The organism is Sulfurimonas sp., from assembly GCF_028694605.1.
GTDB lineage: Bacteria > Campylobacterota > Campylobacteria > Campylobacterales > Sulfurimonadaceae > Sulfurimonas.
On sequence record NZ_JAQVKP010000006.1, the window covers coordinates 80,371 to 102,552 of the forward strand.

Consider the following 22,182-nt stretch of genomic DNA (forward strand, 5'->3'; position numbering starts at 1 on the left):
CCCCCATGCGAGGAGAGTTTTTAGTACATCCCCGGCATACCGCCCATACCGCTCATATCGGGAGCAGCAGGTTTTTCTTCAGGTATCTCGTAAATCGCCGCTTCTGTCGTTAAAAGAAGGCTTGAGATAGACGTAGCATTTGTAAGTGCCACACGTCCCACTTTAAACGGGTCGATGATTCCAGCCTCAAACATATCGACATATTCGCCCGTTGCAGCGTTAAAGCCTATGTTTTCATCTATGGCGTTTTCAACTGCATTAACCACCACACCGGCATCATAGCCTGCATTTGCTGCTATCTGCTTGAGCGGAGCTTTTATAGCACGCAAGATTATCTCTGCACCGATTTTTTGATCACCGCTCAAATCTAGTTTTACTTTAGCCGCCGCACGAACAAGAGCAGCTCCGCCACCGATAACTATACCCTCTTCAACAGCCGCTTTTGTAGCACTTAGCGCATCATCGACACGGTCTTTTTTCTCTTTCATCTCAGTTTCGCTTGCCGCACCGACTTTGATAACCGCAACACCGCCGCTAAGTTTTGCAAGTCTCTCTTGAAGCTTCTCTTTGTCGTATTCGCTTGTAGTTGCAGCGACTTGAACTTTGATCTCCGCAACTCTTGCTTGAACCGCTTCTGCCTTTCCTGCACCGTTTACGATAACAGTATTGTCTTTGTCTATAACAATGCGAGAAGCTTGTCCAAGGTGTTGGATAGTAGCGCCGCTTAGTGTATGTCCCGTCTCTTCAGAGATAACAGTTCCGGCAGTTAAAACCGCTATGTCTTGAAGCATAGCCTTTCTTCTGTCGCCAAACCCTGGAGCTTTAACGGCAGAGATATTTAACACGCCACGAAGTTTGTTTACAACCAATGTTGATAGTGCCTCGCCCTCTACATCCTCGGCGATGATAAGAAGCGGACGGGAAGTTTTTTGAACCTGTTCCAAAACAGGAAGCAAATCTTTAAGTGATGTTACTTTGCCCTCAACAAGCAAAATCCACGGATTTTCAATCTCCGCTACCATCTTTTCGGTATTTGTGATGAAATACGGGCTTAAGTATCCGCGGTCAAACTGCATACCCTCAACAACTGCAAGCTCGTCAACGATTCCCTTGGCTTCTTCTACGGTAATAACGCCGTCTTGTCCAACTTTGTCCATAGCTTCTGCTATCATATTTCCGATTTGCTCATCAGAGTTTGCGGAGATAGTAGCAACCTGTGCTATATCTTTTTTGCCGTTAATTACTTTGCTTGAAGCTTTTAGGTTTGCCAAAATAGCTTCGCAAGCTTTATCCATTCCTCTTTTTACTTCGATAGGATTTGCCCCTGCAGTGACATTTCTAAGACCCTCAGAAAAGATAGCATTTGCCAAAACAGTAGCTGTTGTAGTACCGTCTCCCGCCTCATCAGCCGTTCTTGAAGCGACATCTTTTACAAGCGTTGCACCCATGTTTTCCAACTTGTCGCTAAGTTCTATCTCTCTGGCAACAGAAACACCGTCTTTTGTGATTACCGGATTTCCATAGCTCTTTTGAATCAAAACATTGCGACCACGAGGTCCCATTGTCACTTTTACCGCATCCGTTAGTTTTGCAACACCGCGAGCAAGGGCATTTCTTGCATTATCTGAAAAAATTATCTCTTTTGCCATATTTATTTCCTTAGTTTTTATTTTATTAGACTTTTTTGCATAGCTAAAAAATTAGATTCCAAATTGAGAATCTTTGGTTTGCAAGAACTTTATTTAATGATTCCAAAAATATCTTCTGCTTCCAAAACCAGATATTTCGTACCATCAAGCGAAACTTCACTGCCGGAAAACTTTCCAAAAAGAACAACGTCACCGCATTTAAGTTCACTAACCTCAGAACTTACCGCTACAACCTCACCGCGAGAAGGTTTCTCTTGCGCATTATCAGGAATAATAATACCACTTGCCGTAGTATTTGCCTCTTCTACTCTTTTGATTAGGACTCTTTTTCCTAACGGTTGAAAATTCATACAAAACTCCTTAAATAATAGTGTTTAGAATCGCAATGATACAAAAGAAAGGTAACAAAGTCAATGCTCTTAGTCTATATGACTAAACATATCTTATCATTTCAACTCAATCTAATTGACACAACAATCCATTTAATTGCTTATGTCAGTTTTTAGCACTCTTTTTTCTATTTCTTAGGTAAATTAAAGTTTTAAACAAGTATAATTCTGCCTCTTAAAAGATGTCAGGGTAGCTCAGCTGGTTAGAGCACTGGTCTCATAAGCCGGGGGTCGGGGGTTCAAGTCCCCCCTCTGACACCACTTTTTAAGATTCCGAATTAGCTCAGCGGTAGAGTAGGTGACTGTTAATCACTTGGCCACTGGTTCGAATCCAGTATTCGGAGCCACCACCTTTTAAATCCCTAAAATACGCACTTCCAAAGACCTAAATATTCTTATGAAATAATTTTATTCTTTATACGGCACTCTATTTTACTAATCTGTACAACGTTGAATCTAAGCTAATATTAGCAAAACCAAAAGTATGCTTTTTGTTTAAGTTTTCTATGGGTCCCACTTTGGGTCCCACTTTTTAGAAGATATTTATTTTGTCAGTTATGTTGCTTGAGATAAGAAATCCCCACTAGACACGGTCTCTTTATCTATATAATAAGCTATTGAATTAATACTAAAACACTAAAAGCTATCTTTAAAAAATTATTATTTTAGTACTTTTGTATTAGTTAAATACTATCGAATACATATTTTTCTATTATTTAAATATACGTCATAGGCTCAAATAATAGATGCCACAAAGTTTATATTTGAAAATGCAATCCTAGAAAAAGAAAAGCACCCTGTTCATAGGACTGTCAAAGAAGATTAGGAGCAACGAATATCGGAGAGATATTAGTTTTACATGATTTGATACCAGAGTAAAAGATATTGCTACAACTAACCCGGCTTCTACTCACTTCAATCCTCTATCTCGCAAAGCCTTATCTCTAAAAGCGTCTCCTCTTTTTTAAAGTATCTCATTTTATGGATCTCCCAGTTGCCGCTCTTGCTTACTAATAGTTTTTGATTACCCATAAATCCGGTTGAACAGATAAAGGTTTTGTCATTTTGAAAACTCTCTATTCTTTCATTCAAATCAAACTCATTCATATAATTTATGCCTGTTCTTAGCAGAAGCATAAAGCCCATAAAGATGCCTCCAATTAAAACTATTACTATAATACTCTCTATAAACTTTCGCATCTATTTCTCTCCTTTTTTAAAAAAGCTTCATAAAAAGCTCTCTGATTTTTTTATATCTCTCAAACTTCATTATTACGACCACTACACCTATAAATATACCTATACCAAGGTAGAGAAGCAGCGGCGGTTCATTCGAGGGCGGTAAAAATTCTCTTATGGCTATAAGAGTGTCTTGACTTATTAACATCTCTGTTTTTTTCTCTTCTTTTTATAATATTGTAGTAAGTAACAGTGCAAGCGTTGTTTCGTTAAAGCTCAAAGCTGCTAAGAGTTATGATCTTTAGATTTTTATCGGTTAGGTTTATCTTCATGGCGATGAGTTTTTTATCTTTGTATCGCTATCTGTTTTATGGGATTGGTCGTTATGATAAATGAACGCTCAGTAGCGAACTTGAGCGCTTCATCCACGATTCTGAAATATCTATCAAAGTTAAAAATACCGCAAAAAAGCTTCATCAACGGCTCTCCTTTACTTCACAGTTTATGATCTCCAAGAGCAAATCATCTTTTTTAAAAAATCTATCATCGTAAACACTCCATCCCTCGTTTTCTAAGACAAGATAGTTATGTTTAATGCCAAGTGCTCCCGCTTTGCAAAGAACTGTTTTTTTGTCATAAAAAGCTTTTATCTTATCTTTTGCGTCGCTATTTTCATAAAGCGCTATAAGTGATGAAAGTATCGTAATAAATAAAAATGAGCCTATAAAGATAAATGCCACTACCCTCATTGAGAACTTCTCGCCTTTTTTTAATAAAGAGAAGTAAAGCAGCAGCAGTGAAAAAACTAACATCACTGAGAGTTTAAATATTTCAATATCCATACTTTGCCTTTTTATAAATATAAAAAAGTATAGATTGTTTGAATGAAAGGGTTATTTCGTTTGACAGTAGACCAAGAAAAGAATCTGGTTTATAGAAAATGAAACGATCATAGGCCATAATCGACTCATATTATGATACTATTACAGTAGTTATTCGTCTCAAGGGTTAAATATGAAAGAAGAAATTAAAAAATGGATATGGCAACATCAAGAGTATCCAAATTTTAAATATGACAAATCGAAATTAACTGAAACAATCAGTAAAATTGATTATAGCAGAGGAATACTTGATGGTATCTCAAAACTATTTGAGCCTAGCGATATTGTCAATATTGAGATTGAGACTCTAACAGATGAAGCTATCAATACCTCTTTGATAGAGGGTGAAATATTTAAAAGAGAAAGCGTGCGATCATCTTTTAGAAAAAAACTTGATAAAGATTTTGATGGAAGATATGACAAGTATTCAACACGAGCAACTGATAATCTTGTGGAGATTTTAATTGATTCAAATTTAAATAAAGATGCTTTGAATTTGGAAAGACTTCATGGCTGGCATAATTGTCTTTTTGAGCATACCGGATATGATAGATTAAGCAAAATTGATATTGCTAAATTTAGAAGCCATAGTGATATGGAGGTGGTATCAGGTGCAATTGGACATGAGAAAGTTCACTATAAAGCAGTACCTCTTGAAAAGCTAGAGGACGATATCGAAAATTTTCTAAGATATTGTAATGAAAGTAATGAAAATATTTATATAAAAGCTGCAATTGCTCATATTTGGTTTGTAATAATCCATCCTTACGATGATGGAAACGGAAGAATTGCAAGGGCTATTACAGACTATATTCTCTCACAAAATACTTCAAGCACAAAGTTCAAACTTTACTCTATCTCTACAGCAATTAGTATTGATAGAGCAGGATATTATACTGTTTTGGATAACACTACAAATCTCTTTTTAAACAAAGAATTTGATTTAACCCCTTGGGTTTTATGGCACTTGAATATTTTAAATAATGCTATGCAGCAAGCACTAAGAAATATCGAGTATCTTATACAAAAAACAAAGTTTTGGGATATTCACCGCAAACAAGCTCTTAATGAGAGACAAATAAAAGTACTTAACAAAATACTTGACATGGGTAGCGAAAATTTTGAAGGCGGGCTAAATACTAAAAAGTATATAGCACTCACAAAAGTAAGTAAAGCCACCGCCATAAGAGATATATCTGAACTTTTAGAATATGGGTGCATTGAACAAGTTGAGGGGACAGCTGGCAGAAATATTCGATATAAAGTAAAAATACCTAATGGTTAACCAACTTAAACCCTACAATAGAGTCTCACTCATGGTCTAAGAGTTTTTAAGATATTATTGCTTCACCGCCTCAATCTTGCTACAAATCTCCCTCATTACATACTCAAGCTTTTGGGCTTTTTCGTAGTAGTCTAAGAACGGCTCTACCCAGTTTGGTATTATCATAGGTTTGCCGTCTCTCATAACTCCCCAGTTTGTAACCGTAGAGTATGGAACTCTTGAGATCTCTGAGAAATCCTGCTTGTTTATCCCCAGCTCTTTTAGCCTGTTTTGAAAAAGATCTTTATCCAAGCTTCATCCTTTATTGCTATATTTGTGAAAATTATAGCATATATATTTCCAATTTACATATTTTTACTTGACACTATATGTATATTTATATATAATACTTCTTATATATTCCATATCGCACTAAGGAGAAAGAGATGAAAAAAGCAAAACAGCTGACAAAAGAGCATAAATTTACGTTTCTTGTGCTGACCATAGAGCTTGTTGTTAGCATAACTCAGGCACTGCCGCTATTAAATGGCGCCACATAACCAACAAAGGAGTACTTATGGCTCAAAAATCATACGACAAGGCTCTTTATAGGCTTATCTCCATCTTATCTATGCTAGTAAAAGATGAGAGACCTACAATAGACTCTTTGGCAGAAGAGTTCAATGTCTCAAAGAGAACTATTCAAACCGATGTTTACAATAGACTTGCAGGGTTTGACATAACGAAAGATGCTTTTGGAAGGCTTGTCTTTAGGGAGGGATTTAATATCCTTAACACTGCTGGAAGAATTGGAAAAAAGATGAAGAGAGGTTATTGAGTTTTGATTTAATATTCGTTGTGATAAAAAATATTACTCATATCTTATCTTGTAAGTTACGCCTCTCCTGCTGGGAGCGTCAAAGAGCGCGTCTTGAAACAGCAGCTTTAGTATCTGCCTCAAGCCTCTGGCTCCTAAATCGCTTTGGGCTGCCTCTTGAGCGATGTTCTCCAATGTGTTCATATCAATATCTACGAAATTGCCATGATACTGGATCTTAGTGGTAAAATCTGCAAGAGGAGTGCTTTTGCTTTTTGTCAAAATGTTCAAATAATCATCTTTGCTTAATTTTGATAAATTTAAAACGCTTCCAACTCTCCCCAAAAGCTCTTTTGGCACACCGTATGCGTAGAGATCCTCTAGAGTTATTGCTATATTTTTCTCTTTTTTGTTATTGTCAACAAACCCCATGACATCTTTTTGGGTGAATTTTTCATCAACTATAGATTGAAAAGCGCCGCCTAATATAAAAAGCATATTGTCTGTCTTGATAGTGTATGTACTATCATTTTTATAGACCTTCAGATCTCCCCCTTCGAGTATTCTAAGTATCTGAGCGGCAACTTTTGAGCCAAACTGAGAATCAGAATTGTCGTCAAGAAAAAGCTTGTCTATCTCATCAAGAAATATAACCGCATGATAGAGCCTGCCCATACCTCCGTCTGATAGTTTTAGCAGTTCCGAACCGATACTGTCGACACTATAGCCTTTTATACCGTCAGGAACCATATTTGCGGTATTTACATGTAAAAAAATCAGATCCACCGCCTCACAAGCTTTTTGCATGATAAATGTTTTTCCGCTACCAGTTGAGCCTACCAGCATAAGTGGGAGATTTTGACCAAATACTGAGGCTTCACGGTTTTTGAACCTGGCATAGTGATAGTAGAGCGTTTGCGCTATTTCGCGTTTTGGCAAATCCTGAGATACGACATATTGGTCTAAATGTTCAAGGATTGAGTGGGGAGTTATTTTACTATGCATATTTTTTTTATATGAACCAAACGCGGCAAATCTGTCTTTTACCCTTTTTATGACCAAACCAGGGTTGGCTTTTGCATAAATATGTGCTTCAGCTGCAGTGTCAAAATATATGATCTGCGTTTTTTTACCGTACTCTGCTTTATTCATGCACACCCCTTTTATAAAATTTATAGAATCTTATAAAATAAAATGTACACATATTGTCTATAATGCTATTTATGTTTAGATAGTACTATACATCCATGCCCTTTATAATCTTTATCTTCCATCCATTTTTCATCATCATGATTTAAGCCAAGAGAACTGATTATTTCATCACTTTTTTTATATTGGCTATGAACCAAATTTATTGTGTCGATCTCTTTTAGTCGATGAAGATTTTTTACAAAAAATGGCAAAAGCCTATCATCAAAGCTTATTTTTTCAATATTTTCCAAATTGACATATTTCAATGAACTTTCATCTATTAATGTATTTTCAATATCAAGTTCTTTAAGCTTGATCAGTTTACTGACCGTAGATGGAAGTGAGTCAATAGAATTGTTCGATAAAATCAGATTATTCAGCTCAACCAGATTACCAATTTCTTCAGGTATTTCCTGTATCGCATTCCCATGAAGACATAAAACAGTGAGCTTGTTTAATTGAAAAAGAGTCTCTGGCAAGAATTTGATTTGGTTATTGCACAACATTAATAAAATACAATTTTTTAGCGAATTGATATTTTTAGGGATCTCTTTTATATGATTGTTGAGTAAGGTCAGAAATCTGACTTCACTCAATACTTCGCAAAATTCATCTGGTATATATTCCAGATTTTGATCGTTTAGCTCAAAAACTATTGTCCCAAGTAGCTCAGCCCTGTTTCTTGGGAATATGTTTTGTTTAATATCATTCTCTTTGCCCCAAGCGATAAGATTCTTCAGCTTTTTGATTTTATTAATGTTTTTTATTAAAACAAATGCTCTTATATCTTTTGGATCGTTTTCATTTATCTCCATAGCAAGGTTAAAATTTTCTTTTTGAGCATATGGAGCTATTTTTTCAAATGTATGTTTGAATGTATCACACAACTCTTCTGGAAGATGGAAAATATATGTAGTAAAAATCTCTTTAACTATGCCATTATAATAAAGAGAAGCATATTGCCCATATTCATCTTCTATAATGATATTTGAATAGTGCTTGCCATTATTGGAATGTTCAAGAGGCGGTTCAAAAACCTCAAGTCGCTTATTGCTAAAATCAAGAAACTCTGCTAGTTCCAAATCAATATTTTTTATAGGTTTAGAATCTAGAATTCTAAGAGTAGTTGTTGTAAAAATATTCTCAAAAGCATATAGCTCCTCGGCGATGTTGGTTTTTTCGTCTTCATTTCCAAAATAATCCACTTCGTCCGAATATGACTTAAGATGGCTGAAGATCTTTCTAGTTACAAAAAATGTAAAATTTTCTTCGTTAATTGATTCAGTAATTTTGGAAAAAAGCTCTTTTGATTGAAACATGCTTGCTATGATTGAAATTTCAATTTTACATAGATCATTAATGTTGATTCGTGATTCTCCTTGCCACCAGTTTGTGTCTATATTAATTGTTTCAGGAGCTTCCATTATTATCCTCTTTAAAACCACAAATTCCGCACTTTCCGCACTTCTAAGCGGCGTGTTCCGTATCTTGCTCAAAATGGGACACGAAAACCTTGAAATCTCTTTCGTTTTCTATGTGGTGTCCGTACACTGTTTCTATCATTTTCATGTCAACGTGTCCTACCATTTTCTTTATGAGCATTGGGTTTTCTCCTGCGCTTAGTAGGAGTGAAACGCATGTGTGTCTCATGGCGTGTGGGGTCTTTGGGTCTATGCCTAGCTCTTCTTGTAGCTTTTTGAGTTCTATGGACGGTCTGCCTATGTGTGTGAACTCTTTGCCCAGTACCCACTCGCTTGTTTTTTCTATGGTTTGGAGGTATGCTTTGAGTGGTGGCGGCATCTTGAAGGTTCTAGTTTTTCCGCTTTTTGGCAAGTTGAGAGAGCCTAAGCAGTTTCTGGTTTGGTTAATGCTCATCTTGTCGCCTTTGATGTCGTTCCACTTTAGAGCGATTATCTCGCCTGCCCTTGCTCCACTCAAGAAGCCTACCATCAAAAAAGTTTTTAACATACCTTTGGCGTTGTGCAGCAGGCTGTGCATTTCCTCTTTTGAAAAAATCTCTTTTTCCTCTTCCCTGGCCTTTGGCTTTTTGGCTTTTTTGACTGGGTTTTTGTTTATGATGTCCAGTCGGTACGCTTCATCAAATGCAAGTGAGAGCGGTGCGAGATATGTTTTTATGCTCTTTGGCTTCATCCCTGCACGAGATAGCTCTCTTATGTACTCATCTACATCTTGCGTGGAGATAGTTGCTATGTGAAGTGTGGGAGAGAAATACTCTAACGCTCTTCGTATGGCTATCTCATAGAGTTTGTAAGTCGCTGGTTTCTTCTCCAGCGTGTCCTCTAGCACTATGTTAAGGTACTCTTGCAGACCGTGTTTTTGCTTTTTTGGTGTTGTTAGCTTTGGTATGAGCGTTTTTTGCGCATACTCACGATTTGCAGGTGTGTCTGCTAGCTCCAAAGATTTTTTAAATCTCTTGCCTTTTATCTTAAAATCTGCGTATAATACGCCTGACCTTTCAAATAACCTCATATCCATCATCCTTCATAAACTGAATTTCTTGAGCGATGATGGCTTCTCTGTTCCACAAGCGCATTTTACCACCTGTCGTACGAAAATGTATATCTTCTTTATATAAACTTCTTTGTACTCTTGCTTTCATCCCGCTTGGCGTGAATGTTTTACCTCTTATGGCAGTGACAAGCATCGCCGCTTCTATGTCGCCTTTAAGCTCAAAAGGCTTAATAAGGCGGGCAAGTGTGATGACCAAAGTCATATCGTCAATGATGCGTTTTGTGAGGTGTAGTTGCTCACAAACTGATTTTAAACCTACATCTGGCATAATTTCATCTCCTTTAGCCATTTTGCGAACTCGGCTACTGTGATAACCCCATCTCTTCTGGCTGCCACCAGAAGAGAACTTAAAACTTTTGCACTCATCTCAACTCCTCAAAATGTTTTTTTAGTCTATAGCCTAGATAAAAAGCTACAATAAATGTTATAATTAAGCCATCTAAAATAGTCATGGCAGTGTCTCCTTATGGATTTAAATTTACTTTATAGCTCTATGAGCAATCTTTCTGTCGGTGCGATAATCGCTATCGTCTCTAGCCACATTTTTGTAGCTTACTGGAGCTTTGTGCTTGGTTTTCGCTATAGACACAACCAAACATTAAGCCATGAAGCAGAGCGTAAAATAGAAAAAAACAAGCTAGACGAACTAACTGAATCTCTCAAAAAACTAGAGCAGAAAAACAGTGAGATTCTCAAAGAAAAAGATGAGATTCTCAAAGAAAAAGATGAGATTCTCAAAGAAAAAAACTCTCTTACATTTTTGCTCCAGCAGCGTGATGCTAATCGCCCTATACGTTCTCGTCCTTGGTAATCTTGCGCTTATCTCTACCTGCGTTAGGTTCTCTGCTTGCAAGATAGCTTGAGTTGTAAACTTTGATTTTGAAACCATTCACAATTCTCACAAGCTCTGCCGTTTCTTTAAAAATTTCCATTGCTTCTTTTGCTTCATAACCCGACGAACTCCAGCTTCCCTTTGCGTCCGCTCCGACTTCAACTCTTATGCTTTTATACTCATCGCCGATTTTGCTCAATATGTCGATAGTCATCACTAAATCTTGCATCTCACACCCCTTTGAGTGCGATGTGTTCATACACTCTGACAGATTGTCCGTTTATGTTCATAACTTTTGAGTCTTTACCGATGGCGAACTTGATGTCTTTGCCAAAGTTGTTTTTTGACTTTGTCCCGCCCCATTGCAAATAGGCTTCATATACTGCCTGTGTCGTGATGACTTCGCCTTTTCTCTCTTCTATGCACTCCGCTACAAACTGCTTCATCTCTGTTGTTGCGTTTAGAAAAGTCATCACAGGCACTTCAAGAACTTCTTGAGGCACTCCTAAGTGCGTGGCAAAGTAGTTTTCTGCTATGCGTTTGCCGTACAGTTCCACTATGCACTTTATCCATGATGGCGAGATAGTCTCTGGGAGTTTGTAGCGGTGGTCTTTTGGGTCGGGAATCTCTGCACCCTCTGAATCGTAATACTTCTTTGGTGCAACTGCTTCTTGTTCGAACTCATCTGGCTCTGTAAAAAAGCCTTTTGAGTATGAACCTGTGCGGCGGATGGATGGTAGGACTTCGTGGGTTACCCAGCGGCGGAATGGTTTCGCTTCGGGTTTGTTGCTTCTTAGGATGAGAGTGTATAGACCGCTTTCGGTTACAGCTCTCATCTCTCGAGACTGACCTGACTGTAAAATTTTTACAGTCAGGTGTTCATCATCTTCTAGTTTTTCTAGTACATTTGTGATATGCTCATATCCTAAAATATCACAAATATCTTTAGCTACAAAATAGAACTCTTTTTCTTGTTCTACAACTCTTACCATATTGTCGTTAAAATCGAATGTGGTTATGTTCATGTTTTCTCTCCGTAAAGTTTTTTTTACAGAGAGATTTGAGAAGTTTTTAGTGTGGGCGGTGGCTTTTCGTAAATCTTTCGTAAGCTAAGATAGATACGCCTATGGCGATAAACAATCCAGCAACTGCGATAATAGCAAAGTTAATTTCACTCATCTTTAGCTCCTTTGTTTGTAAATACAATACCAATCCCTATTAGCACAAGGATAAGTCCTACCGCAAGAAATGAGATAGGCTCATTTTTTAGCATCGGAGGAACAAGTGCTAACGCAATCAATATTTTTGAAATATCTAGGAAATATTTTCCTATCTCTTTATGAGTTTCTTTTTTCATAATGAAGTATAGCACACTTTAAACTTCTAAATCTCTCTGTTTTTAAAGAACAAAGTTAAGATAACTTAACTTATGAGAGAATTATATCAACTATAATTTATAATGTCAATAGTTAAATCAAGTAATATTTATTTTTTTACTGCCGAAATTAAGAAGAATTGTTTTATAGGGTATTCATTATGTCTTGAGCTTTTTTAATAATCTCAAGTTTTCTTCTTAGTTCTTTGTTTTCAATTAAAAGTTCTAGTGCCAGTTGTATAGTTTTTGGTGTTTCAACATGCCACTGCGAAACTGCCTGAGGACTTACCCCCATCGTCTCCGCCAACTCCTTCTGCGTAACCCCAAGCTCTTTACAAGCCTTTTTTACTATGTTTTCTTCGTTACTCATTTATAAATCCTATTTGTTTAGTTTCTTTTTTTGCTTCATCTTGAAGTTGGCTCATGGACGCTACTACCTCTATGACCGTGTTTAAAAGGTCTCTTGTCTCTTTGTTGTCGGCTTCTAGGTTTGAGAGCCTTTGTATGATATTGAAGTAAGGGATAGACTGGTTTTTAACCTTTACAAATGTTCGCATAATCTGGAGATTTACCTGTGTGGCTATGGTGCTTCTTAGTACGGTTGCAAGCATATATACGCCTTGTTCGGTAAACACAAACGGCAAATACTTCTTGTGCTTGCCTCTTTGACTTTTTAAGGTCGCATTTTGCGACCTTAAAGAATCTTGCTCTGAGGTCGCATTTTGTGACTGCAAGTTTTTAAACTCATAGTCATTTAACTGAAACATGAAGTCGCTCGGAAACCGCTCAATGTTTCTTTTTACTTGCTCATTTATCCTCTTTATCGGCACTCTGTATATCTCTGAGAGTTCGCTATCTAGCATTACCTTTACGCCACGAACGGTGTAGATCTTATCTTCTACCGCCGAAATGTTTACTATGTTTTCTTCTTGCATAGCTTTCCCTTATGTCTATATTTGTGCAAAATTTTACCCCATTTTTCAAAGGGTTTAGAAGAGTGGCGGAAAAATGTGGGGTTTGTGGTGTTTTTGGTTTGGCTAATATGGGTTTAAGCTGTAGATAGTGTATAATTCTTTTTGTGATTAAAAACTTGTTAGTAAAGTCGATGGAGTGGCATATTTAAGGTTGGGGGAAGTCATGAGCCTCTGACCTTTTTTTTTGCCCTCCAAAGACTTTACTTTCAGGGGGTTCTTTATGGATAAGCTTTTAATCACAATCACGCTTATGTGCATCTTTGCACCGTTACTTCGGTAACGCCGAGGGGTTTTTACCCCTTGCCCCCGAAACTCCCTACCTCGTTAGGAAACCCCACACAATGGGGTGTAAATCATCTAACTTTTACTGTATAATATATAAACTTTAACAAGGAAGCGTACAATGAAAAAAAGTATGGGAAGCATCCGTAAGATTTATATCGTGTGTGCTAAGTGTGGCACGGAGACTATCTTAAACCTTGGGCATTCGCTCATCAAGTGTCAAGTGTGTATGGAAGACTTAGGCATAGACCCGATGGACAATGTGCTGCTAAAAGCTGCTAGAATGGTAGAGTTTGCGAGTAAGAATAAAAGTGCTGAGATAGGCTTTGTCTGCGACGAAGAGTAGTCTCTAGCGTATAAATCCCCAAACCCCTATAAATCCCCGATTACACCCAATATCTCAAGTACAGCAGTTCCGCTCCCCACACCCCGCACCCCATCAATGACGAGCAGTAACCGTAATAAGTGCGCTTTGGTACTTTGGCATCAAGTGGGGGGATGGAGAGGTGGGGTGTTTTTTTTTGCGTGTTGCGTTTCGTTTTGAGTTTTTGAGTTTGGATTTGATGTTGTTTTTGAGTTTGGTTTTGGTTTTTTGATGCTTTTGTTTGGATTTTTGGCGTGGGTGTTGATGAAAAAAAGAGCTAAAAACGTCTAAAAAGGAACAGAAAAAGGAACACTTGAGGCTTGAAACGCCCTTGTTTGTGGGGATTGTAGTTAACAATCACTTAATTTTGGCAATGAAACGGCGTGGTTTGGTTTGGTTGTGCATAGTAATCACTATGCGGTTTGGTTTGGTTGTGCATAGTAATCACTATGCGGTTTGGTTTGGTTGTGCATAGTAATCACTATGCGGTGTGACTAGATTTGTGTGGCGGTTGTCTTGCTTCTTTGGCTGGATGGTTAGGCGTGGTGTGATGGTTTTGCGGTTGGATGGGCTGATTTGTGTGGGTGTACCCACCCCAACACACCTCGCAACATCTACACTAAGCCCTGTGAGAAAAATTTTGAGATTTTCAAACGATGTTGCAGGGCTAAAATGGGGCTAAAGTTCAAATTTGGCTCTTTTTGGGGTTGATTTTGCTTTTTTGGAAGTGCTATTTTGACATTCTTAAACTTTGCTTTTTTCCTTAAAAGTTGCTTGGAAACTCTGTTTAGCGTTTTTTTTGGGTGTAATAAAGTGCCAAAAAGGGGCAAAAATGAGGGTTGTGTTTTGCGATTTTGGGCTGATTACAGTACAAACGGCACTTTTGGGGAAATGGGGGCGGGGGCAAAGTGCCTAAAATGCGATGGTTACAGTACACGCTGTAATACCGCCTACTACCCTAATCTTTTTTTACCTCTTTTTTCTTTTTTTTCTTCTCTCTTTTTACTCTAATATATATAAATATTAACCTTTTTTTCTCACACTAAATAGAAGAAAAAGATGTAAAGCTATAACTTAAACTCTTTAAGCCCCTATAATAAGGGCTTTTCTTTCTCTTTTTTCCCTGTATTGGGCTGTAATCTTAAAGTTACTCTGTTTTGCTTAGAATGTCGATAAATAGGGGTTTGATGGTGGATTACAGAAGTGTTGGAGAGTTGGGAATTTGGCAAAAATGAGAAAAAAAGTGTAAAAAAAGTGGCTTTTTTGGCACTCATATAAAAGTTTTCTTAGGGCTATTGTGGGGTTTTTTGATTTGGTTTAAGGTTTGGCGTTATGGGTTGGGCGGGACTGAAGTCCCACCTCCTTTGTTGTGTGAGCTAAAAAAATTGTGTTATAATCCCAGAATGACAGAGCTTATAAAAAATATTGGTTTAGGTTTATTTGTAAACGGTAGTTATGATTTGCTACATTTTGACATAAGCGTGACAAATCTGTACATCACTATTGGTTCTATCGTCGTGATGGCGATTATGATTAAACTTCAAAAAAAGGAGAGAAGATGACGGCAGGACAGGCTATTATCGTAGGACTTACAACGGTTCTCTTGGTATATTCGGTGTATCTTTTAATCAAAGATTCAAAAAAAGGTAAACGCTCTCATTGAGGGGCGATGGGAACGAGAGAAGTCATCTCTCGACTCCATCAAAGTCATTTAAGCTCAACGGCTCGTTATTTTCTATGAGTGCGGCGGCAGATATGTCTAGTGCTTCCATGCGCTTCTCAATAATCTCATAGCAGAAGCAGTTGGTTTGCGTGTCGTTCCACGAGTTTGCCACCTCTTGGCGGAATGCTACTAGCTCCATGTATCCCATTTGGGGGACGGCTTCAAGACGTTTTTTTAGATTCGGGGTTAGCATTATGTTTTCTGGGATTTTCATATCTCGCCTTGTCTAAAATTTTCGCACGGTGGGGCATCTGGGTCAACTTCATAGCCAAATACGGTTATGTTTTTATATCCATCTTCTCTTGAGCCGCCAACTTCAAAAAACGTTTTTGTTTTGTTATCTTTGACTGTACAAACCCACGGTTTTTCAAAATCAACATCGCTTTTGTCATCCGACAACTGCACCTTTACGTGTGCGCAATAACTGCAAGTTTTCATATCTTGCGCTCCAAATACTCAACGATACTCTGCAATTTAAAAATTTCTTCCTTGTGAAACTTATCGTTAAGTTCGCAAATGTTATTGAGCTCTTTTAGCTCTTGCATCTGCATGTAGATAACTTTATTTGCACTGCCTAGCTTATCTTGAAGCTCTTTTAGCTCTTGTTTTAGTTTTTTGAATTTCATTTTACCAACCTGTATAATTTTAAAATTAACTCTTTTTGCTCTTCAGTCATCGGAGTGGTGAGCAACTGCATCACTATGTTTTTTATCTGTAGATTTTGGTCTTTTGCTTGGTCTATAAGCATTTTAGTTTTTGTCATTTTTGATTTGCTCGCATACTTTTTGGATAAGAGCATTCGCTGCATTTTGGCGTTTTGCCGTGTTTGGATGCACTGTTCGCTTTTGAAAAAAATCTGCCAAAAGCACTATGTCAAAACATGCCATAGGTACTATGTATCCTCTGCTGTCTTTGCCTGTTACCGTGTGATATCCGCATGCAAACTCAAATCTTAATGCAAGTATTAAGAGCGAATGAATCTGCTGCTCACTTAGCGTTGTTTTTTTTCTTAGCGTTGTTCGTGTTACTAGCAAAAGAGATCCTGTTCGCACATAAGTTCTTCACGGCGGTATGCCCATTCACGCTTCGTTATTTTGATAGCATCGCAAACGAGAAAATGTCCTAAACTTAGATAGAGCATGTCTTCAAGCTCTTTGAGATAGTTTTTGTAAGTTTCTATCTTCTTTTCGTCTGCTTCAAGTGTGCCTTTGAACTCTTTTCTGAATTCGTACTTGAAGACGTTAAACTTGCATGTGCCTATCATCTCGCTAACCGTCAAGAGCTTTTCTGCTTCTTGGATGGCTACTTTTTTATTTTTCTCATAGTGAACGCTTTTCTCGTTTATGAGCGGATGTAGTGTTTTACTCATTTTCTCCCCATTTTCTGGTTTTTCTTTTGTAATATTCGAGTGCAAAAAGCACACCTATGGCATATGCGATTAAGCTTAGTACGAGATAGTCAATCATTTATGGTGTCCTTCCAATTTAAAAAAATCATCACGTACATCACAACAATGATGTCAAGATAAAACGCCACTTGTGCGTTGAATGGATTGTCAATTATCAAAATGGTATCTCCTCTCCATCGATGTCAACTTGTGGTTGCTCTTTTGGTACGTTTTCATAGACAACTTCCGGCGGCTTTGCGCTCTCTTGTTTGCTTCCTAGCATCTGCATACTTTCCACCATGACGCTATGTTTGGAGTGGCGTTGTCCGTCCTTTTCCCATGTGTCATGTTTGAGCCTGCCCTCTACTAAAATCTTGCTCCCTTTTTGAGGTACTGGTTTGCTACCTCTGCGCTGCGTCCGAAAAAGGAGATATCCACAAAGCAGACATCCTCTTTTTTCTCGCCGTTGCTTGTATATTTATGGCTTGTTGCGATTGCCGTGTTTGCTAGAGCCGTGCCGCTTGGCAAGTAGCGCAACTCCACCTCTCTTGTTAAGTTTCCTACTAAAATGATCTTGTTATACATCTACCATGGTCTCCTTCTTCTTTGGTTTGGTGCTGTTTGGTTTTTGGACATATCTCTTTTGAAAGTGTAGTTTTGCAAGTAACTTAGTGCATCAATGATGTCATCGTGTGCGCCTCTTGGAAATGTGAGCAGTTCGTTTTCTAGTTCGCTCAAAAACTCTAGTTCTTTGCAAAAGTGTATTTTTTTGGCACGGAAAAGGGGTTGCAAGGCACTAATGCGTTTAAACTTAGCATCTGGTACGTTTGAGGCTTTTATCTCGTCTAGGGGCAGATATGAGCCGTTTTCTTTTGCGAGTGTGTCGAGAACAAAAAAGAAGCCCTCCACTCCTGCTTTGTTCTCTATGCCTATGCGAAGTGGCTTCTCTCTCTCATAGAGGCTGTAAAGCTCTCGTCCTATCTTGTCTGTTTTGGCACTCCACTTACCCGCTGTGATATCAAGGATGAAGATGTCGTTTGCTTCTGATAAGCCTACCGTGACAAATGCGGTGTAGTCGCTTCTGGCGTTTTGCGTGAGTGCTAAGTCGCAAAGTGTGTAGGTGTAGCGTGAGAGTGCAAGGGCTTCCTCTCTTGCTATGTAAACAAAGTCGCTTCTCTTGAACGTTGCGTTCTCTTCGTCGATGATTTGGCACATCATCTCCATGAGCCAAAGGTTGCCTAGTCCGTTGCCTTTGTAGCTCTCATACTCCTCTTTGAGCATCGATGTTGAAAATCTATCTTCCCAGACGCTTTTGTCATCTTCAAAGACTGGGATTTTTACGGTTTTGAAGCGTTGGTCGTTTTCTAGGTTTACCACCACGCTGTCTTGGTGGATGTAGTTACCTATGTTTATGAACTTGATGCGTTTTGCATCAAAGGCTTTTAGCACCTCTCCATAAACAAAGCGTTTGGTGCGTTCTCTCTCAAGCTTACTCTCAACTGTTTCGTAACTCTCAATATCATCTAATATGATAAGCGTAGGACGGCTTCCGCCTTTTGCTCTTGCCCCTCTTATCTTTTTTTCTCTGGTTAAAAAACGAATCTTTGAGGTCTTTTGCTCTGAGGTGTGCGTGATGGAGAGCGTGAGTTCGCCTGCTGTTTTTATGTCGATATTCATCGCCTCTTTGATAGTCTCTAACGCCTCACTAAAAGCGTCAAATGCTTCACGTGCTAAGTCTTTTGTTTCTCGGGCTATGATGGTGTAGGGTTCTTTATCGAGGACGATAGCGGCGAGTGGGTAAAGATATGCCGCCCATGTGGACTTGGCGCAACCACGAAATCCTGTGATGTTTGTGTAGGTGTTTGCGTTGATGGTGTCGAGGATTTCTTTGTGAAAACTTTTGATGCTGACTTTGTTGTTTTGTGCGCCGATTTCCCCAGGGAAGAAGAGTGCTGCAAAGTTGATAATTTCTTTTGTTGTCATGTGTCGCTTCTGTTTAGGTTAGACCCTGAATCAAGTTCAGGGTGACGGCGGTATTTTAGAGCTTTGGGCGGTGTGGCGGTAGCGTTTTTGCAGTTGTGCTAAAGTGTGCTATAATTTTGGAAAATAAAAAGGTTGTGCTATGGACAAAACAAGAGTTGATGATATGCTCATAGAGATGATAAGCCCAAAAATCAAAGAGATAGAGGAAAAGTTTAGTCGTGGCGAGGGGTTAACTCAAGATGATATAAATACGCTTCTGCTCAAGAGCCAATACAACCATATAAACCATTTGGATGATAAGCTAAACGAAACTGTGGCTAGCGTAAAGGCACTTGAGGGCAAGTTTAACGATTTGAGGGGTGAGTTTAAAGGGCTTGAGGAGAGGATGGATTTGAAATTTAAACTCTTTGAAGAGAAAGTAGAACATACCATCCAAAAAGCGTTAAATAAAAATATGGTTACTCTCATTATGGTTATGGGTGCGTTTTTGGCACTTTTTAAGGTTATAGATAAGTTTTAGGCATATTGGAACTAATTTATCTCTATCTCAATAATATCTCTCATCTTCTCTCCTCTTAGCACTTTTAACACTTCATTTGCCGTTGCTTTTGCGTTGTCTTTTGCGTCGAGTTTGTCTATGAGTTTCTCATAAATCCTGCTTGTTGCGTCCATCACTTTTGCGGCTACGCTTGCCTCTTTTTCGTCGATGATTTGTTTTTGCTTGAGGCTTTGTAGCCAGTTTTCTAAAACACAGAGTGCGTCGGCGTTTATCTTGCCTGTTTTATGCACATATGCGGCTAAGTCGTTCATGCTTGTAAGAGCTTCGCTTTTGTCGGCTTTGCTAAAGTCTGCTTTTTGAACTATGGCGTGTTTGATGAGTAACGCTCTTTCGTTTTCCCAACCCTCCGAAACACTTCTACGGCTTAGCGTACTTGCACTTGGAGCATCTGCAAAGCCCTCGGCTTTTAGTTTGGCTTCTATCTCTCGGAGCGTGTAAACTTTTTCTCCAAAACCGTCAACCGTTAAAAAAAGCTCTTTTGCTCTTATCCACTCTGGGGGCGGTGGTGCTTCTACTTCAAAAAGATTTTCTTGCATTGTTGTTCCTTTTTAGATTCCAAATCGAGTTTGGAATGACGAACGTCATAAGTTTGCCAATGACGAACCGTAAATTTTATATCATTTAGTATAACACATATATTGCGCTTGTTTTCGCAGTTGTGCAAAAGTGCAAACAATAACAATGTGTTTAGTATAAAGTTGTGAAGATTTAAAATTTATAGGAGTTACTAAATGGATATTTCAGAGCTAATGGGTGCTGGTGCACCTCCGCCTAATGCAACACCGCCAAGTGCAATGCCCAATCCTCTTGAAGAGAAGATTGCCGCACTTGAAGCGCAAGTTGCAGGAACAAAGTCAAAGCTGGATGATATGGTTGTAAAGCAGCAAAGAGCTGATCTGCTTAGCGAGTATAGCGGATTCAAAGCTTCAATCCCTGATTTTGATGAGAGCGCATTTTTTGCATCGCTTGAAGAAAAGTACAATGGGTATGTAGCAGAGGGTGCAACACCTGAGCAAGCGCAAGCGCTTGTGGATAAGGTTTTTCAAAACCCAATTGGATGGAGAGCCGTCTGGGGCGAGATAGTGCAAAAGAGTGCGCCGCAAACACCAGACGCCATCATCCCGTCCGTGAACGGGTCGAATGTAGAAGAGTTGCCTGCGACAAGAGCGGGCTTAGGTAAATTTTTAAACAAACAAGGAGCTAAATAATGGCAGCTTTAACACCAAATTCAAACTTAAGTACACTGTTTCCTAACCTTGCGGTCGGGACTGAACCGTCTATCTTAGAAAACATTTTACTTGTAGGCGCAAAAGATACGCCTATGCTTCGTGAAATCAAGAGAGTTCCTGTAAGCAACGTTAAGTCTGTATGGCTACATGATGCGCTTAGAGCTCCTCGCTCTGCTTCTGCTTCTGCTTCTAAGTATGTGCAAGATTTTGCCGCTTCTACTTCAAACACGAGCGTTGAGAATGAGAACGTTGTTCAAATCTTCCGTGATGATGTCTCTGTTGCTAAAATTTTTCAAAATATCTCTAGCATCGATAAGCAAGCTGAGTTTGAGAGACAGCTCTCTAAGCGTTCTATAGAGCATCTCTTAGACATTGAAAACTCTTTTTGGGGTGCGCAATCACCGTTCTTGAGCTCAAACGACACGGAGAAAAACGTAGTCGGCGGTGTATGGCACTTTGCGGCAAACCAAACAACCGACTACGCAGGCAAAGTCCTAACCTTTGATGATATCTTGGATATCCAACAAAAAGTCTATGATGCAGGCGGAGACCCTAGAAAAATCTTTGTAGGTGCGGCTATGAAGCGTAAAATCAACACTATCGTTGAGAGTAAAAAAGTGAGCCGCTATGTGCAAAGTGATAGCAGAAAAGTGGACTTCCTCATCTCTACGATAGAGACGGACTTCGGTGCGACGGATATCGTGTTAACACGCTTTATGAAAGATATGCCTGACCGCATCCTTTGTTGTGACCCTGAGAGCATAGAACTTGGTATCTTGCAAGATACAACTATCTCTAAACCTGAGGGAGATAACCTTGCTGACAATGCCATCATCTACTCTGGTATGACGTACCACTTTAGAAACACGTTTGCGCTCTCTGCTGGCGTGGGATTTGCGGTGTAATATGACTTTAGTGGAGTTGCAAGAGTATGTTAAATACAAGACGCTTAGAAGAAGTGATGCTATCGAACTTCCGATGTTTGCCTCCTTGACGTATGCGGCTATGATACGTGTCTGCATGAAAACAATGCCTCTTGCGCTCCTTTGTTCGGGTGAAGCTAATGTGCTTCGCTACGACAAAAAAGCCGCAATCCGTCGTCCTGAATATCCAAAAGATGAAACTAAAGAACTTGATATAGACAATGAACTCTGCTTTGCAGTAGCCGCTCTTGTTGCGTGTGATGTTGTCGCTCCTGAAGCGAGAAACTGGTTTAAAAATGAGGCTGAGGAGATAATCCTTGATTATGATAGAAATGTAAGCGTTATGGCTTTGGAGAGACAAAATGGACAACACACTGTATGCCGTCGCTAATGAGCGAAACTTTATAAACACTGTTTCTCCAAAAGAGGAGCAAAGCGAATTTTTTTATAATAAAAGAGAGTTTGACGGTGTTGTCCTTGTGCCAAATGATGCCTTTTTGAGCAACATAGAGGCGTTTTTTGACGGAGAGAGGCTTTGTCAAAGAGAGTATGAGATGTTCGAGAGATTTGTTAAGTATGCAGACGAGCAAGGCTTAGATGTATTTAGCAAAGTTCTTGATGAAGAGCTGGGAAAAATAGGAGTTTAAAA

The 22,182-nt window shown here is 38.8% G+C and carries 35 protein-coding genes, 2 tRNA genes and 1 pseudogene; 12 read left to right on the forward strand and 26 right to left on the reverse strand.

The annotated features are described in order from the left end of the window. Window positions 1–20 precede the first annotated feature (20 nt). Together groL and groES are read right to left on the reverse strand one after the other, a co-directional pair. On the reverse strand, window positions 21–1,649 hold the full coding sequence (gene groL / locus PHY84_RS04990; protein WP_299858259.1) for a chaperonin GroEL: 1,629 nt from the start codon (window positions 1,647–1,649) through the stop codon (window positions 21–23). 89 nt (window positions 1,650–1,738) lie between these two features. Then, a complete protein-coding gene (groES, locus tag PHY84_RS04995; protein WP_299858260.1) occupies window positions 1,739–1,999 on the reverse strand; it encodes a co-chaperone GroES in 261 nt (86 codons plus the stop codon). A gap of 223 nt (window positions 2,000–2,222) precedes the next feature. On the opposite strand from groES, the gene PHY84_RS05000 reads away from it, so the two are divergent. Together PHY84_RS05000 and PHY84_RS05005 are read left to right on the forward strand one after the other, a co-directional pair. Beyond that, window positions 2,223–2,299: transfer RNA gene (locus tag PHY84_RS05000), tRNA-Met, on the forward strand. 11 nt (window positions 2,300–2,310) lie between these two features. After that, window positions 2,311–2,385, forward strand: a tRNA-Asn gene (locus tag PHY84_RS05005). Between the two features lie 568 nt (window positions 2,386–2,953). Here PHY84_RS05005 and PHY84_RS05010 read toward each other — a convergent pair. From PHY84_RS05010 to PHY84_RS05025, 4 genes are all read right to left on the reverse strand, one after another. Next, a complete protein-coding gene (locus PHY84_RS05010; RefSeq protein ID WP_299858261.1) occupies window positions 2,954–3,238 on the reverse strand; it encodes a hypothetical protein in 285 nt (94 codons plus the stop codon). A 16-nt stretch (window positions 3,239–3,254) separates the two neighbouring features. Beyond that, window positions 3,255–3,425, reverse strand: coding sequence for a hypothetical protein (locus PHY84_RS05015; protein ID WP_299858262.1), 171 nt, complete (start codon window positions 3,423–3,425; stop codon window positions 3,255–3,257). 137 nt (window positions 3,426–3,562) lie between these two features. Next, entirely contained in the window at window positions 3,563–3,694 is a 132-nt protein-coding gene (locus PHY84_RS05020; protein WP_299858264.1) for a hypothetical protein, read from the reverse strand. After that, window positions 3,694–4,059: a hypothetical protein gene (locus PHY84_RS05025; RefSeq protein WP_299858265.1), complete on the reverse strand. Its 366-nt coding sequence runs from the start codon at window positions 4,057–4,059 to the stop codon at window positions 3,694–3,696. Before PHY84_RS05025 ends, PHY84_RS05020 begins: the two co-directional genes overlap by 1 nt. A gap of 172 nt (window positions 4,060–4,231) precedes the next feature. On the opposite strand from PHY84_RS05025, the gene PHY84_RS05030 reads away from it, so the two are divergent. After that, window positions 4,232–5,383: a DUF4172 domain-containing protein gene (locus PHY84_RS05030; protein WP_299858266.1), complete on the forward strand. Its 1,152-nt coding sequence runs from the start codon at window positions 4,232–4,234 to the stop codon at window positions 5,381–5,383. 54 nt (window positions 5,384–5,437) lie between these two features. Here PHY84_RS05030 and PHY84_RS05035 read toward each other — a convergent pair whose 3' ends face one another. Continuing rightward, window positions 5,438–5,674, reverse strand: a complete 237-nt coding sequence (locus PHY84_RS05035; protein ID WP_299858267.1) for a hypothetical protein — start codon at window positions 5,672–5,674, stop codon at window positions 5,438–5,440. A gap of 265 nt (window positions 5,675–5,939) precedes the next feature. Here PHY84_RS05035 and PHY84_RS05040 point away from each other — a divergent pair, with 265 nt between their 5' ends. Further along, on the forward strand, window positions 5,940–6,200 hold the full coding sequence (locus PHY84_RS05040) for an HTH domain-containing protein (protein WP_299858268.1): 261 nt from the start codon (window positions 5,940–5,942) through the stop codon (window positions 6,198–6,200). Window positions 6,201–6,233: 33 nt separating this feature from the next. Here PHY84_RS05040 and PHY84_RS05045 read toward each other — a convergent pair whose 3' ends face one another. From PHY84_RS05045 to PHY84_RS05060, 4 genes are all read right to left on the reverse strand, one after another. Next, entirely contained in the window at window positions 6,234–7,331 is a 1,098-nt protein-coding gene (locus tag PHY84_RS05045; RefSeq protein WP_299858269.1) for an AAA family ATPase, read from the reverse strand. 65 nt (window positions 7,332–7,396) lie between these two features. Further along, the gene (locus tag PHY84_RS05050) at window positions 7,397–8,794 is read right to left on the reverse strand and encodes a leucine-rich repeat domain-containing protein (RefSeq protein WP_299858270.1); all 1,398 of its coding nucleotides are present in this window, start codon (window positions 8,792–8,794) and stop codon (window positions 7,397–7,399) included. Window positions 8,795–8,837: 43 nt separating this feature from the next. Further along, window positions 8,838–9,860, reverse strand: a complete 1,023-nt coding sequence (locus PHY84_RS05055; protein WP_299858271.1) for a site-specific integrase — start codon at window positions 9,858–9,860, stop codon at window positions 8,838–8,840. Continuing rightward, the gene (locus PHY84_RS05060; protein ID WP_299858272.1) at window positions 9,847–10,170 is read right to left on the reverse strand and encodes a hypothetical protein; all 324 of its coding nucleotides are present in this window, start codon (window positions 10,168–10,170) and stop codon (window positions 9,847–9,849) included. Before PHY84_RS05060 ends, PHY84_RS05055 begins: the two co-directional genes overlap by 14 nt. Window positions 10,171–10,368: 198 nt before the next feature. Between PHY84_RS05060 and PHY84_RS05065 the strand changes: the two genes are divergently transcribed. Beyond that, window positions 10,369–10,713, forward strand: a complete 345-nt coding sequence (locus PHY84_RS05065) for a hypothetical protein (RefSeq protein ID WP_299858273.1) — start codon at window positions 10,369–10,371, stop codon at window positions 10,711–10,713. On the opposite strand, the gene PHY84_RS05070 is transcribed toward PHY84_RS05065, so the two are convergent. The 5 genes from PHY84_RS05070 to PHY84_RS05090 form a co-directional block, all read right to left on the reverse strand. Further along, window positions 10,691–10,963: a hypothetical protein gene (locus PHY84_RS05070; RefSeq protein ID WP_299858274.1), complete on the reverse strand. Its 273-nt coding sequence runs from the start codon at window positions 10,961–10,963 to the stop codon at window positions 10,691–10,693. The two genes, PHY84_RS05065 and PHY84_RS05070, sit on opposite strands and share 23 nt — an antisense overlap. A 1-nt stretch (window position 10,964) precedes the next feature. Continuing rightward, a complete protein-coding gene (locus PHY84_RS05075; protein ID WP_299858275.1) occupies window positions 10,965–11,759 on the reverse strand; it encodes a BRO family protein in 795 nt (264 codons plus the stop codon). A gap of 146 nt (window positions 11,760–11,905) precedes the next feature. Next, entirely contained in the window at window positions 11,906–12,091 is a 186-nt protein-coding gene (locus PHY84_RS05080; RefSeq protein ID WP_299858276.1) for a hypothetical protein, read from the reverse strand. A gap of 163 nt (window positions 12,092–12,254) precedes the next feature. Beyond that, a complete protein-coding gene (locus PHY84_RS05085) occupies window positions 12,255–12,479 on the reverse strand; it encodes a helix-turn-helix transcriptional regulator (protein WP_299858277.1) in 225 nt (74 codons plus the stop codon). Continuing rightward, the gene (locus PHY84_RS05090) at window positions 12,472–13,044 is read right to left on the reverse strand and encodes an ORF6N domain-containing protein (RefSeq protein ID WP_299858278.1); all 573 of its coding nucleotides are present in this window, start codon (window positions 13,042–13,044) and stop codon (window positions 12,472–12,474) included. The genes PHY84_RS05085 and PHY84_RS05090 overlap by 8 nt, the downstream gene beginning before the upstream one ends. 442 nt (window positions 13,045–13,486) lie before the next feature. On the opposite strand from PHY84_RS05090, the gene PHY84_RS05095 reads away from it, so the two are divergent. Then, window positions 13,487–13,711: a hypothetical protein gene (locus PHY84_RS05095; protein WP_299858279.1), complete on the forward strand. Its 225-nt coding sequence runs from the start codon at window positions 13,487–13,489 to the stop codon at window positions 13,709–13,711. A 465-nt stretch (window positions 13,712–14,176) separates the two neighbouring features. Here the strand turns inward: PHY84_RS05095 and PHY84_RS05100 are convergent, their stop codons facing one another. Next, on the reverse strand, window positions 14,177–14,323 hold the full coding sequence (locus PHY84_RS05100) for a hypothetical protein (RefSeq protein ID WP_299858280.1): 147 nt from the start codon (window positions 14,321–14,323) through the stop codon (window positions 14,177–14,179). Window positions 14,324–15,132: 809 nt separating this feature from the next. Here PHY84_RS05100 and PHY84_RS05105 point away from each other — a divergent pair. Beyond that, entirely contained in the window at window positions 15,133–15,291 is a 159-nt protein-coding gene (locus PHY84_RS05105) for a hypothetical protein (protein ID WP_299858281.1), read from the forward strand. 123 nt (window positions 15,292–15,414) lie between these two features. Here PHY84_RS05105 and PHY84_RS05110 read toward each other — a convergent pair whose 3' ends face one another. From PHY84_RS05110 to terL, 8 genes and pseudogenes are all read right to left on the reverse strand, one after another. Continuing rightward, the gene (locus tag PHY84_RS05110; RefSeq protein WP_299858282.1) at window positions 15,415–15,591 is read right to left on the reverse strand and encodes a hypothetical protein; all 177 of its coding nucleotides are present in this window, start codon (window positions 15,589–15,591) and stop codon (window positions 15,415–15,417) included. A gap of 71 nt (window positions 15,592–15,662) precedes the next feature. Next, on the reverse strand, window positions 15,663–15,890 hold the full coding sequence (locus PHY84_RS05115) for a hypothetical protein (protein ID WP_299858283.1): 228 nt from the start codon (window positions 15,888–15,890) through the stop codon (window positions 15,663–15,665). After that, complete coding sequence (locus PHY84_RS05120; protein ID WP_299858284.1) at window positions 15,887–16,078, reverse strand: hypothetical protein; 192 nt, start codon at window positions 16,076–16,078, stop codon at window positions 15,887–15,889. Before PHY84_RS05120 ends, PHY84_RS05115 begins: the two co-directional genes overlap by 4 nt. Then, window positions 16,075–16,215 carry a hypothetical protein gene (locus tag PHY84_RS05125; RefSeq protein WP_299858285.1) on the reverse strand — a complete coding sequence of 47 codons (141 nt, stop codon included), beginning with the start codon at window positions 16,213–16,215 and terminating at the stop codon, window positions 16,075–16,077. Before PHY84_RS05125 ends, PHY84_RS05120 begins: the two co-directional genes overlap by 4 nt. Continuing rightward, window positions 16,202–16,486 carry a hypothetical protein gene (locus PHY84_RS05130; RefSeq protein WP_299858286.1) on the reverse strand — a complete coding sequence of 95 codons (285 nt, stop codon included), beginning with the start codon at window positions 16,484–16,486 and terminating at the stop codon, window positions 16,202–16,204. The genes PHY84_RS05125 and PHY84_RS05130 overlap by 14 nt, the downstream gene beginning before the upstream one ends. Continuing rightward, window positions 16,480–16,821 (reverse strand): DUF3310 domain-containing protein, encoded by a 342-nt coding sequence (locus tag PHY84_RS05135; protein ID WP_299858287.1) that lies wholly within the window; start codon window positions 16,819–16,821, stop codon window positions 16,480–16,482. The genes PHY84_RS05130 and PHY84_RS05135 overlap by 7 nt, the downstream gene beginning before the upstream one ends. Before the next feature lie 286 nt (window positions 16,822–17,107). Beyond that, window positions 17,108–17,424 (reverse strand): annotated as a pseudogene (gene ssb / locus PHY84_RS05140) (single-stranded DNA-binding protein); the annotation flags it as partial. After that, window positions 17,425–18,822 carry a phage terminase large subunit gene (gene terL, locus PHY84_RS05145; RefSeq protein WP_299858288.1) on the reverse strand — a complete coding sequence of 466 codons (1,398 nt, stop codon included), beginning with the start codon at window positions 18,820–18,822 and terminating at the stop codon, window positions 17,425–17,427. Window positions 18,823–18,961: 139 nt separating this feature from the next. Here terL and PHY84_RS05150 point away from each other — a divergent pair, with 139 nt between their 5' ends. After that, window positions 18,962–19,342 (forward strand): hypothetical protein, encoded by a 381-nt coding sequence (locus PHY84_RS05150; protein WP_299858289.1) that lies wholly within the window; start codon window positions 18,962–18,964, stop codon window positions 19,340–19,342. 11 nt (window positions 19,343–19,353) lie between these two features. Here the strand turns inward: PHY84_RS05150 and PHY84_RS05155 are convergent, their stop codons facing one another. Further along, window positions 19,354–19,917 carry a hypothetical protein gene (locus PHY84_RS05155; protein WP_299858290.1) on the reverse strand — a complete coding sequence of 188 codons (564 nt, stop codon included), beginning with the start codon at window positions 19,915–19,917 and terminating at the stop codon, window positions 19,354–19,356. Window positions 19,918–20,112: 195 nt separating this feature from the next. Here PHY84_RS05155 and PHY84_RS05160 point away from each other — a divergent pair, with 195 nt between their 5' ends. Genes PHY84_RS05160 through PHY84_RS05175 form a run of 4 tightly spaced genes read left to right on the forward strand, consistent with a single transcriptional unit; the run spans window position 20,113 to window position 22,180 of the window. Beyond that, window positions 20,113–20,589, forward strand: coding sequence for a hypothetical protein (locus PHY84_RS05160; protein WP_299858292.1), 477 nt, complete (start codon window positions 20,113–20,115; stop codon window positions 20,587–20,589). Beyond that, on the forward strand, window positions 20,589–21,515 hold the full coding sequence (locus tag PHY84_RS05165) for a DUF5309 family protein (protein ID WP_299858294.1): 927 nt from the start codon (window positions 20,589–20,591) through the stop codon (window positions 21,513–21,515). The genes PHY84_RS05160 and PHY84_RS05165 overlap by 1 nt, the downstream gene beginning before the upstream one ends. Window position 21,516: 1 nt before the next feature. Beyond that, window positions 21,517–21,924 (forward strand): hypothetical protein, encoded by a 408-nt coding sequence (locus PHY84_RS05170; RefSeq protein ID WP_299858296.1) that lies wholly within the window; start codon window positions 21,517–21,519, stop codon window positions 21,922–21,924. Then, window positions 21,896–22,180 carry a hypothetical protein gene (locus PHY84_RS05175; RefSeq protein WP_299858298.1) on the forward strand — a complete coding sequence of 95 codons (285 nt, stop codon included), beginning with the start codon at window positions 21,896–21,898 and terminating at the stop codon, window positions 22,178–22,180. Before PHY84_RS05170 ends, PHY84_RS05175 begins: the two co-directional genes overlap by 29 nt. Window positions 22,181–22,182: the final 2 nt, after the last annotated feature.

Excerpts from the sequence above, each read along its gene's own strand:
- groL (WP_299858259.1), bottom strand. The coding sequence starts at position 1,649 with ATGGCAAAAGAGATAATTTTTTCAGATAATGCAAGAAATGCCCTTGCT.
- groES (WP_299858260.1), bottom strand. The coding sequence starts at position 1,999 with ATGAATTTTCAACCGTTAGGAAAAAGAGTCCTAATCAAAAGAGTAGAA.
- PHY84_RS05010 (WP_299858261.1), bottom strand. The coding sequence starts at position 3,238 with ATGCGAAAGTTTATAGAGAGTATTATAGTAATAGTTTTAATTGGAGGC.
- PHY84_RS05015 (WP_299858262.1), bottom strand. The coding sequence starts at position 3,425 with ATGTTAATAAGTCAAGACACTCTTATAGCCATAAGAGAATTTTTACCG.
- PHY84_RS05020 (WP_299858264.1), bottom strand. The coding sequence starts at position 3,694 with ATGAAGCTTTTTTGCGGTATTTTTAACTTTGATAGATATTTCAGAATC.
- PHY84_RS05025 (WP_299858265.1), bottom strand. The coding sequence starts at position 4,059 with ATGGATATTGAAATATTTAAACTCTCAGTGATGTTAGTTTTTTCACTG.
- PHY84_RS05030 (WP_299858266.1), top strand. The coding sequence starts at position 4,232 with ATGAAAGAAGAAATTAAAAAATGGATATGGCAACATCAAGAGTATCCA.
- PHY84_RS05040 (WP_299858268.1), top strand. The coding sequence starts at position 5,940 with ATGGCTCAAAAATCATACGACAAGGCTCTTTATAGGCTTATCTCCATC.
- PHY84_RS05045 (WP_299858269.1), bottom strand. The coding sequence starts at position 7,331 with ATGAATAAAGCAGAGTACGGTAAAAAAACGCAGATCATATATTTTGAC.
- PHY84_RS05050 (WP_299858270.1), bottom strand. The coding sequence starts at position 8,794 with ATGGAAGCTCCTGAAACAATTAATATAGACACAAACTGGTGGCAAGGA.
- PHY84_RS05055 (WP_299858271.1), bottom strand. The coding sequence starts at position 9,860 with ATGAGGTTATTTGAAAGGTCAGGCGTATTATACGCAGATTTTAAGATA.
- PHY84_RS05060 (WP_299858272.1), bottom strand. The coding sequence starts at position 10,170 with ATGCCAGATGTAGGTTTAAAATCAGTTTGTGAGCAACTACACCTCACA.
- PHY84_RS05065 (WP_299858273.1), top strand. The coding sequence starts at position 10,369 with ATGGATTTAAATTTACTTTATAGCTCTATGAGCAATCTTTCTGTCGGT.
- PHY84_RS05070 (WP_299858274.1), bottom strand. The coding sequence starts at position 10,963 with ATGCAAGATTTAGTGATGACTATCGACATATTGAGCAAAATCGGCGAT.
- PHY84_RS05075 (WP_299858275.1), bottom strand. The coding sequence starts at position 11,759 with ATGAACATAACCACATTCGATTTTAACGACAATATGGTAAGAGTTGTA.
- PHY84_RS05080 (WP_299858276.1), bottom strand. The coding sequence starts at position 12,091 with ATGAAAAAAGAAACTCATAAAGAGATAGGAAAATATTTCCTAGATATT.
- PHY84_RS05085 (WP_299858277.1), bottom strand. The coding sequence starts at position 12,479 with ATGAGTAACGAAGAAAACATAGTAAAAAAGGCTTGTAAAGAGCTTGGG.
- PHY84_RS05090 (WP_299858278.1), bottom strand. The coding sequence starts at position 13,044 with ATGCAAGAAGAAAACATAGTAAACATTTCGGCGGTAGAAGATAAGATC.
- PHY84_RS05095 (WP_299858279.1), top strand. The coding sequence starts at position 13,487 with ATGAAAAAAAGTATGGGAAGCATCCGTAAGATTTATATCGTGTGTGCT.
- PHY84_RS05105 (WP_299858281.1), top strand. The coding sequence starts at position 15,133 with ATGACAGAGCTTATAAAAAATATTGGTTTAGGTTTATTTGTAAACGGT.
- PHY84_RS05110 (WP_299858282.1), bottom strand. The coding sequence starts at position 15,591 with ATGGAGCTAGTAGCATTCCGCCAAGAGGTGGCAAACTCGTGGAACGAC.
- PHY84_RS05115 (WP_299858283.1), bottom strand. The coding sequence starts at position 15,890 with ATGAAAACTTGCAGTTATTGCGCACACGTAAAGGTGCAGTTGTCGGAT.
- PHY84_RS05120 (WP_299858284.1), bottom strand. The coding sequence starts at position 16,078 with ATGAAATTCAAAAAACTAAAACAAGAGCTAAAAGAGCTTCAAGATAAG.
- PHY84_RS05125 (WP_299858285.1), bottom strand. The coding sequence starts at position 16,215 with ATGACAAAAACTAAAATGCTTATAGACCAAGCAAAAGACCAAAATCTA.
- PHY84_RS05135 (WP_299858287.1), bottom strand. The coding sequence starts at position 16,821 with ATGAGTAAAACACTACATCCGCTCATAAACGAGAAAAGCGTTCACTAT.
- terL (WP_299858288.1), bottom strand. The coding sequence starts at position 18,822 with ATGACAACAAAAGAAATTATCAACTTTGCAGCACTCTTCTTCCCTGGG.
- PHY84_RS05150 (WP_299858289.1), top strand. The coding sequence starts at position 18,962 with ATGGACAAAACAAGAGTTGATGATATGCTCATAGAGATGATAAGCCCA.
- PHY84_RS05155 (WP_299858290.1), bottom strand. The coding sequence starts at position 19,917 with ATGCAAGAAAATCTTTTTGAAGTAGAAGCACCACCGCCCCCAGAGTGG.
- PHY84_RS05160 (WP_299858292.1), top strand. The coding sequence starts at position 20,113 with ATGGATATTTCAGAGCTAATGGGTGCTGGTGCACCTCCGCCTAATGCA.
- PHY84_RS05165 (WP_299858294.1), top strand. The coding sequence starts at position 20,589 with ATGGCAGCTTTAACACCAAATTCAAACTTAAGTACACTGTTTCCTAAC.
- PHY84_RS05170 (WP_299858296.1), top strand. The coding sequence starts at position 21,517 with ATGACTTTAGTGGAGTTGCAAGAGTATGTTAAATACAAGACGCTTAGA.
- PHY84_RS05175 (WP_299858298.1), top strand. The coding sequence starts at position 21,896 with ATGGACAACACACTGTATGCCGTCGCTAATGAGCGAAACTTTATAAAC.